The sequence below is a fragment of the uncultured Mucilaginibacter sp. genome (genome assembly GCF_903893715.1).
In the GTDB taxonomy this organism is placed as follows: Bacteria; Bacteroidota; Bacteroidia; order Sphingobacteriales; family Sphingobacteriaceae; genus Mucilaginibacter.
Genome location: NZ_CAITNG010000058.1, coordinates 1 through 7,695 on the forward strand (window position 1 = coordinate 1; position 7,695 = coordinate 7,695).

The 7,695-nt window shown below is 45.6% G+C and carries 7 protein-coding genes; 4 read left to right on the forward strand and 3 right to left on the reverse strand.

Annotated features, from left to right (window positions below; translation table 11 throughout):
* Window positions 1-1,486: tetratricopeptide repeat protein (locus QZX97_RS07440; protein ID WP_295664539.1), on the reverse strand; the 1,486-nt coding region annotated here is incomplete at its 3' end.
* Between the two features lie 177 nt (window positions 1,487-1,663).
* Between QZX97_RS07440 and rsgA the strand changes: the two genes are divergently transcribed.
* Window positions 1,664-2,584 carry a ribosome small subunit-dependent GTPase A gene (rsgA, locus tag QZX97_RS07445; protein WP_295652652.1) on the forward strand — a complete coding sequence of 307 codons (921 nt, stop codon included), beginning with the start codon at window positions 1,664-1,666 and terminating at the stop codon, window positions 2,582-2,584.
* On the opposite strand, the gene QZX97_RS07450 is transcribed toward rsgA, so the two are convergent.
* Window positions 2,585-4,924: a hypothetical protein gene (locus QZX97_RS07450; RefSeq protein WP_295652650.1), complete on the reverse strand. Its 2,340-nt coding sequence runs from the start codon at window positions 4,922-4,924 to the stop codon at window positions 2,585-2,587.
* Complete coding sequence (locus QZX97_RS07455; RefSeq protein WP_295652648.1) at window positions 4,887-5,909, reverse strand: hypothetical protein; 1,023 nt, start codon at window positions 5,907-5,909, stop codon at window positions 4,887-4,889. Before QZX97_RS07455 ends, QZX97_RS07450 begins: the two co-directional genes overlap by 38 nt.
* Window positions 5,910-5,942: 33 nt before the next feature.
* Between QZX97_RS07455 and dtd the strand changes: the two genes are divergently transcribed.
* The 3 genes from dtd (at window position 5,943) to QZX97_RS07470 (ending at window position 7,318) form a co-directional block, all read left to right on the forward strand.
* Window positions 5,943-6,395: a D-aminoacyl-tRNA deacylase gene (gene dtd, locus QZX97_RS07460; RefSeq protein WP_295652646.1), complete on the forward strand. Its 453-nt coding sequence runs from the start codon at window positions 5,943-5,945 to the stop codon at window positions 6,393-6,395.
* A 277-nt stretch (window positions 6,396-6,672) separates the two neighbouring features.
* A complete protein-coding gene (locus tag QZX97_RS07465) occupies window positions 6,673-6,855 on the forward strand; it encodes a type II toxin-antitoxin system HicA family toxin (RefSeq protein WP_295652644.1) in 183 nt (60 codons plus the stop codon).
* Between the two features lie 73 nt (window positions 6,856-6,928).
* A complete protein-coding gene (locus QZX97_RS07470) occupies window positions 6,929-7,318 on the forward strand; it encodes a hypothetical protein (RefSeq protein WP_295652642.1) in 390 nt (129 codons plus the stop codon).
* The last annotated feature ends 377 nt before the right edge of the window (window positions 7,319-7,695 follow it).

Sequence of the window (7,695 nt, forward strand, 5' to 3'; positions counted from 1 at the left end):
AGTTATTCAAAATACCAAGCGAGGCATTACTGCTCACTACCGCCATGTCAATCAATTCTTTTTTCTCTTTCTCATCTAACACGTCATCATTGATCAGCGATAACAAGTTAATGATGGCGGAAAATGGCGAACGCAGATCGTGCGCCAGTACCGAAAACAGTTTGTCTTTAACCTCGTTCGATTCTTTTAATTCAATATTAGCCGAGTTAAGTAAAAGGTTTAACTTTTGCGTACGCATATAAAACAGCACCATTAACAAAAGCAACAAAACCGAACCGGCTGTAATAACGATGTACTCCTTTTGCCTCAATTCTTGCCGCCCGTTTTCATATTTTAATGCCTGTACATTGGCCTCCGATTTGCCTAACGCCGTCGAATCCTTCAAACTGCTGATCTGCTTGGCCATTTTTTGGTAAAAATACTCGTCGGCAATTGCATATTGTTGTTGTTTTGTAGCATACGCCAAATCATCTTTATGCAGCAGATGATACATGTCGGCCATCCGGCCCAATATATCCACCTGGTTCCTTTTTGCATCTTTGGTTTTAACAAGGTCGAGCGCCTGTTTAAAATACACCAACGCCTGTTCAGGATCATCCTTACCGTAGGTTTCGGCCAGACCGGTGAGGGTTTGCAGTTGGCGCAGGTAGTTATTGATTTGTATTGATTTGGCCAAAGCCGATTTTTGAAGCCTGATAGACGTATCCTTGAACCCTTGCTTGGCATAAACCGCCGCGAGGCTATTGGTAAGTGTAATATTAAGACCCTGATATTGTGGTTTATTACTCAGGGCTATGCCTTTTTCGAGATATGCCTTTGAAAGCGCGTATTTCCCCTGCTTCCCATAAATAACGCCAAACTCATCATAAATATTGAGTGTCAGATTGGAAAAAGGTATGGTGTTGTTAATGTTTTCTGCAAGTTTCAGATAGTTTAAGGCTGTATCTAACTTATTTTGGCCAAGGTAAGCCTCGCCCAATGTTAAATACGACTCCATCTTGCCTTTCAGGTTGCCGCTTTGTTCGCTGGCTTTCAAAGCATCAAGGTAATAGCCTATGGCTTTGTCGTAATTGCCTTTACGGCTTTCAATAACACCTAAGCGCACCAACTCGGTAGCAAGCCCGGTTTTTTGGCCGGTGCGCAGGTATATGTCGCGGGCCTCAATATATTTTTGGTGCGACTCGTCAACCTTGCCCAGGTTGTCGTCAATCATTCCTATTTGGTTTAATATCAGCGCATGGCCATTATCATCGTGCGTCTTTATGGCCAGTTCCAACGCCACTTTGGCCAAATAAGCTGCTGAATCGGGCTTCAGGTACCGATAATAGCTAATCAGCTGGTCATATTGCTTAACCGATAAATTTTTTGAATGAGGATTGACAGGTGGTTGGGTTACGGGCGACTGGGCAAAACATACAAATACCGATAAATTAAGCAAGAGCAACACATACAGTTGCCTTGTATTAGTTAAGCAATATTTGTTCATTATCAAAAGTATAAACCCGGTGGTGTTTAGTGCCGCAAAGATATTATCTAAAATGGGATTATACACTGTCCGGGTGTAAAATATGTTTACGCACAATCACTTAGCTTAGTTGGACACTATTATAACTATTTTGAACACGTATTGTTTGCCCGTTTCCTCTTATCTTTGCGGCTTACAATGCATGGACTCGTAACAAAATCGACCGGAAGCTGGTATCAGGTACAAACACCCGAGGGGCTCAGGCTTGATTGTCGTATCAAAGGCAAATTCAGGATTAAAGGCATCACTACCACCAACCCCGTTGCCGTGGGCGACCAGGTTGATTTTGAAATGGAACCCGACCAGGAAACCGGCGTCATTACCAAACTGCACGAGCGTAAAAACTACATCATCCGCAAATCCATTAATCTTTCAAAGCAGGGCCAAATCATCGCCGCCAATCTCGATCAGGCATTTTTGGTGGTAACATTGGCTTCGCCGCGAACGTCATTGGGCTTTATCGACCGCTTTTTGGTTACTGCCGAAGCCTACCATATATCGGCCATGCTGGTGTTCAACAAGCTCGACTTGTTTAGCAAAGAGGGCTTGGAAATATTGGCCGAATATCGCTCGATTTACCAAGATCTGGGCTATTCCTGTTTTGAAGTATCCGCGTTAAAAGGCACACATGTTGATGATGTAGTGAATGCTTTGAAAAACAAGGTCAGCCTGTTTTCGGGTCACTCGGGCGTGGGTAAATCAACCCTCATCAACAGGATACTGCCCGATTTGCAACTGCGCACCAGCAGCGTATCCGAATGGCACGATAAAGGAATTCATACCACCACCTTTGCCGAAATGTTCGAACTACCTTTCGGCGGATTTATCATCGACACCCCCGGCATTCGCGAACTGGGCATTGTTGATATTGAACAGGCCGAACTGGGCGGCATGTTCCCCGAAATACGCCAATACCGCGAAAACTGCCGCTTTAAAAACTGTCGCCATATTAACGAGCCCGGCTGCGCTGTGCTAGATGCCGTCGAAAGCGGCGAAATAGCGCCATCCCGCTACGATAGTTACCTCAGCATTTATCACGGTAATGATACCAGGGCCTGATTATTTCGCCCTGATGTAATCTTTCAGGTAACTGCACTCGTTTACCGCCTTTTTGTAGAAAGCCGTTTTTCGGTAGTTCTTTTTCAGGTCTTCAAAATAAAAACTGCTGCGTATTTGGGTCATATAGGCTTTCTCTAAGGCCTCATAATCAGCTCCGGCGCTCCATGAGGGTTGTGTGGCCAGTTTTTGCCGGCATTTGGCAGCCATAAATACGCAACGTCCTCTAAATTCCTGCGTTTTGCTGAGGTGGGCTGCTTTTACAAAATACTTTTCGGCATTGCTGGTTTTAATATAGTCGTCATCGTAATCGTACTTTTTGGCCCGTCCAAAATCGGTTGAGCTCCAGTTATATGATATTAAATACCAGGCATTGCCATAATGCGATGTGTTGTACAAGCCTGCACCCAGCTTATAGCAATACGATGCCGTATTGGCCGGATCGTTGATGATGTTTTGTTCCAGCGTGTTCATGGCTATGGCAAACTGCAGCTTGTTATAACCTTTGGATTGCCCGTAACGGTACAATTTAGGATAATCGTTCACCAATTCGATAAAAGGGTCGGCTTTGTTACTGCTTACTGCGTTTAACGCAGCCGCATCAACATGCCGTAACGCGGCCATAGCCCCGGGATAATCATGCTTGCGCAGATAAGTTGTGCCTAACAATTCGTACAATTCGCTTAGGCCATGTTTGGCAAGCCCCTCGGTCATAAAGTGCAGGTATGGGTTTACGGGAGGCAATAACTTCATGTCGATGATTGTTTTCACCTGTGCCGGGTGCAGATAGTTTTGCCAAAAGTCTGTCATATCTCCGCTTTTGTCGAGCGCGATAGCCGCCATCACGGTATCGCACTGTTTAAGGTATGCCGGCGCCAGTATATGTTGGTAAAAATTACGCTCGGTAGTGGCAAAGGGATGGGGTGCGTCGGCGTTAGGAGCCTCTTTTTTCTCTGCCTTTACTTTCTTCTGCAGCCATTTCAACGCGGGTAACATGGTTGCTTCGTTTACCTGGTTTAGTTGCGTTATTTCCTGCTCGGTTAACAGCAGTTGAACGATCTGTTTTTGATCGTTTAGTTTATCATTAAGCTTTACGCCGTATAAGGCCTTTAGCAAGTTCGAGCCATCATCTGTACCGCCCTGCATCCAGGCTAAAAAGGCCGCCGCCACAAATCCAAGGTTGGCATCAGGCGAAATTTTATCTGTAGCAAACCTTTCGCAAAAGTCCTTCAGCTTTTGGATATGGGTGGCTGTTTTGGCATCCAAACTATCGATAATCTGGGTACCGTTATAAAAGTAATTACCTGTTTTGTTAGCCCTTATGGCGAAATCGCTTTGGCTTTCTTCTATCTTGTTGATCTCGCGTACCAACAACACGCCCACCATAGGCGACGTCGGGTCGAAGCGGTATACCTCCTGCAAAGGGCCCATATTCATTTCGGGACTGCCAAAACCTGCCATGGCATTTATTACCGCCCGTTCATCATCACTTCCCGCAAGGGCCAATACCTGCGCGGTGCTAACGTGCATGTACATGTAGTTTTTGTAGGCTTGTACCCGCCTTTCGGGATATTGGGCAAACACCTTCGAAAAGGTATAAGCCGCAGCCACAGTACCACCCAAATGCCTTTGTTCGCCGCCCAGCAAGGCCATTGCCCAGCCCTTTACATGGCTTTTCGACGGCACATCGGCAATATATCTATCGTACACGGCTTTAGCTTGCTCATAGGCATGACCATAGTGGAGCAGGCGTTGCGACTGGTAGTAGTAGCGCAACTTTAAGAAAGCGTCTTTCTCGGCCTCGCCATATTTAAAGGCGGTGGCCCCGGCTTCGCGCAAAGCAAGAGAATCGACGGGTTTTGGGTCCCAGCGGTCGTATTCAATATTGGCAATCTTCTCCACCGATTTGGCAAAACGGTAATACTTCACCGCGTTGGTATTAGCGGCCAGCGCCCTCAAAAAAGTATTGTTTGCCAGGCTGTCGGGCAGTTTGGCATCGTTGGTCAGATAGCCTGCCGTGACAACCATATCGGCACCTCTGTCCAGGCGGTACATCGCCCTCAGCACATCGGTTTGTTTTACGCCTTCGCCAAGGTACTCAGCCCATTCGTTGGCGTTCAGTTCGGCTTCACTGGCAGGGTCAGTATCATCATACAAAAACCGTTCACTGGTATAGTAAAAAGGCTTGTAGTCTTTTTCACCATGAACATTGCTGTGGAAGAACGAAACATAATAGTCGTATGGGTCAACCTCCGGACCGCAGGCCAGGTCGGCCAGCACATTCGCCAAAAAGAAGCCTATAAAACTAACGCAGTATATTACCCACGTCTTCCAATTCCTCATAGCTGTACTTTTTTAACACGTCCGCATCTAAATGAAAATATACCAAACTTAGGTCGTCCTTTTTTAATTTCGATGATAAATAACCAGCCACCCCATTCAATACATCAATGGGTGCGTCTTCCCATCGCACCTCGTCCTGCTTCTTCAAACCGTATTCGGGCATATCGGTTTCAGCGATGTACATATTATTGCCCGACGGTATAAATTTAGCCTTATCGCGCAAAGCGGCAAAATTAACTTGCCTGGCAATGCCAATATATTGCTTGTCGCGAAAAGCAACTGCCCAGCTAAACAGCGGCAGGCCGATGTCCATTTTCATGGGATAACGCTGCAGGTTATCGCCTAAGTATTTTTGCAACTCCGCCAAATCGATGATCGAGTTTTGTGGACCGTATTTGCGCAGGTTGCCCATGTTGTAACACATCAGCAAGGCTTTGTTAACCGGCGGAATACCGCAAGCCGCCGCGCTTTTAACCTGGTGTAGCCGGAGCGTAACCGACAGCGTTTTGCCCTTCAACAGCGGCTTTATCGCGTTAAGCAAGTAAAAGTAATTGTCGCGGGTATCGGCGGTCCAGTCGCAGTCTATTTGTAGTTCGGTGTATCCGGTTTTGCCGGCCTGTTGTACCTTGCCATCTACAAAACGAATCATCTTAGCCGCCAGATCGGCCAGTTTCGCTTTCGGCAGCACCTTAAGCACGTTGTTGATGATGTACACCACCGGCACCATTTGCACCGTATCGGGCAGGGCTTGCTGAAATGTAATGGGCGAAACCGGTACCGCGCTCACGCCATCGTCGGCCATATCCACATCCATGATGCGCACATACATTTTGTTGGTGTGCAAATGTTTGGCATATTCGCTTTCGGTTGGGCTGGGTTTGTAAACGGTTTTCCAATAATAAAAGGCGATGTTTACCTTTCGGTTAGGTTTACAGCCCATGGCCAAAACCGCGAGTAAAACAAACAGGAACCTTGAGCCACGCATTAACCAAAGTTATAATAAAATGATGAACAAGCTATGAGGGCAGTAATACAACGCGTTAGGCAAGCAAGTTGCAGGGTAAATGGTGCCCTTACCGGGGAAATAGCCTCCGGGCTGCTCGTACTGTTGGGCATTGAAGATGCCGACACCACCGAGGACCTGGAATGGCTTGCCCAAAAGATAGTGGCCATGCGCATTTTTAGCGACGAGGCCGGCCTGATGAACCGTGCCCTTACCGATGTGGGCGGTAATATCCTGCTCATATCGCAGTTTACCTTGTTTGCCCAAACCAAAAAAGGCAACCGCCCCTCATTCATCCGCGCCGCCAAACCGGATAAGGCTATTCCATTGTATGAGCAAATGATAGCCCAACTGCAAACCCTGCTGGGCAAACCCATTGCCACCGGCGTTTTTGGGGCAGACATGCAGATAGCCTTGGTTAACGACGGGCCGGTTACGATCATTGTGGATACGAAGGCGAGGGAGTGAGGCTAAGTGCAATGTGCGGATGTTGTGCATCGGCGGGAGGTAATCGGAGAAACAGGCATAGGCGTCCGATTTATAGACTTCGGACAGCACGGGTAGCCAGCCAGCCATATCCGTTAATTGCCATTTACTAACCACAAGCGGGGACGGGGATGCCGGGCTTTGTTGTCGGTTATAAATTCAGCGGTTAAGATTTGTAAGACAAAAAAGGTATAAAATAATTTACTTTATTTTTGATAAAAGTATATTTTTATTTACTTTTATAGTCTATTAAGAAAGGATGAAATGTTCGGAATTACTTAGATTATTAAAAAGGGACGGATGGTATGAAGTTCGTCAAACAGGGAGCCATATGATTATGGAACACCCTAAAAAAGAAGGAGCTATTGTTTTTCCAAATCACGGAAGTAAAGAAATGGGTAAAGGGTTGGAAAAAACAATACGTAAACAAGCAGGGATTTAGATTTTGTTCACTGATGAGTCCGGGAAAGGACGAAACCGGGGTAAAACCCGGTCTGAACTTAGAAGATTGCACGATGAAAAGCATTAGTTTCATAGTTGAAAAAACCGATACAGGTTTTTCGGCTTACGCAGAAGATTTTGAAACCTTACCCGTAGGTACAACAGGGGACACCGTTGCTGAATTAAAACAAAATATTTTAGAAGCAGCTAATTTATACCTGGAACATGTATCAAAAAAACAAATCGCAATTGAACAGATCAATATAGTTTTTGATGTGCCCTCATTTTTTGAATATTATAATGTGATCAATGCAAAAACGCTCAGCAAACGAATTGGCATGAATAACACATTGTTATCTCAATATGTAAAAGGCATTAAGAAACCCTCTGCGAAACAGGTCGAAAAAATATTAGCCGGAATAAAGGATATTGGTAAAGAATTAAGCGAATTAGAGTTGGCTTAAGCAAATAAATAAAGCCACTGCTAAAACAAATTTTTTGGCCAGCAGTAAGTGTTATCTCGGCACAGCGTGTTGGTTATGGTGCGTTAAGGATACCCGCCATAAGCTGCAATGCTAATTTACCCCATCAAACGGGAGACCCTTGCGGGAGCAAAAGCCATAGTTTTTTTGCAAATGCCGGCAAAATTGCGTACCTTGTAGGAAATGCTGAGTTGTAGCGGTAAACGGAAAAGTTCTTTGAAAATATACCCATATTTTTTGGTCATTAGTCATTGGGTCATTAAGTCATTGGTTGGCGGGTTACCGAGCGCGAGGAGGTGGTGGTGAAAGTTTTTTCGAACACCCATAAATACCCATATTCTTTGGTCATTAGTCATTGG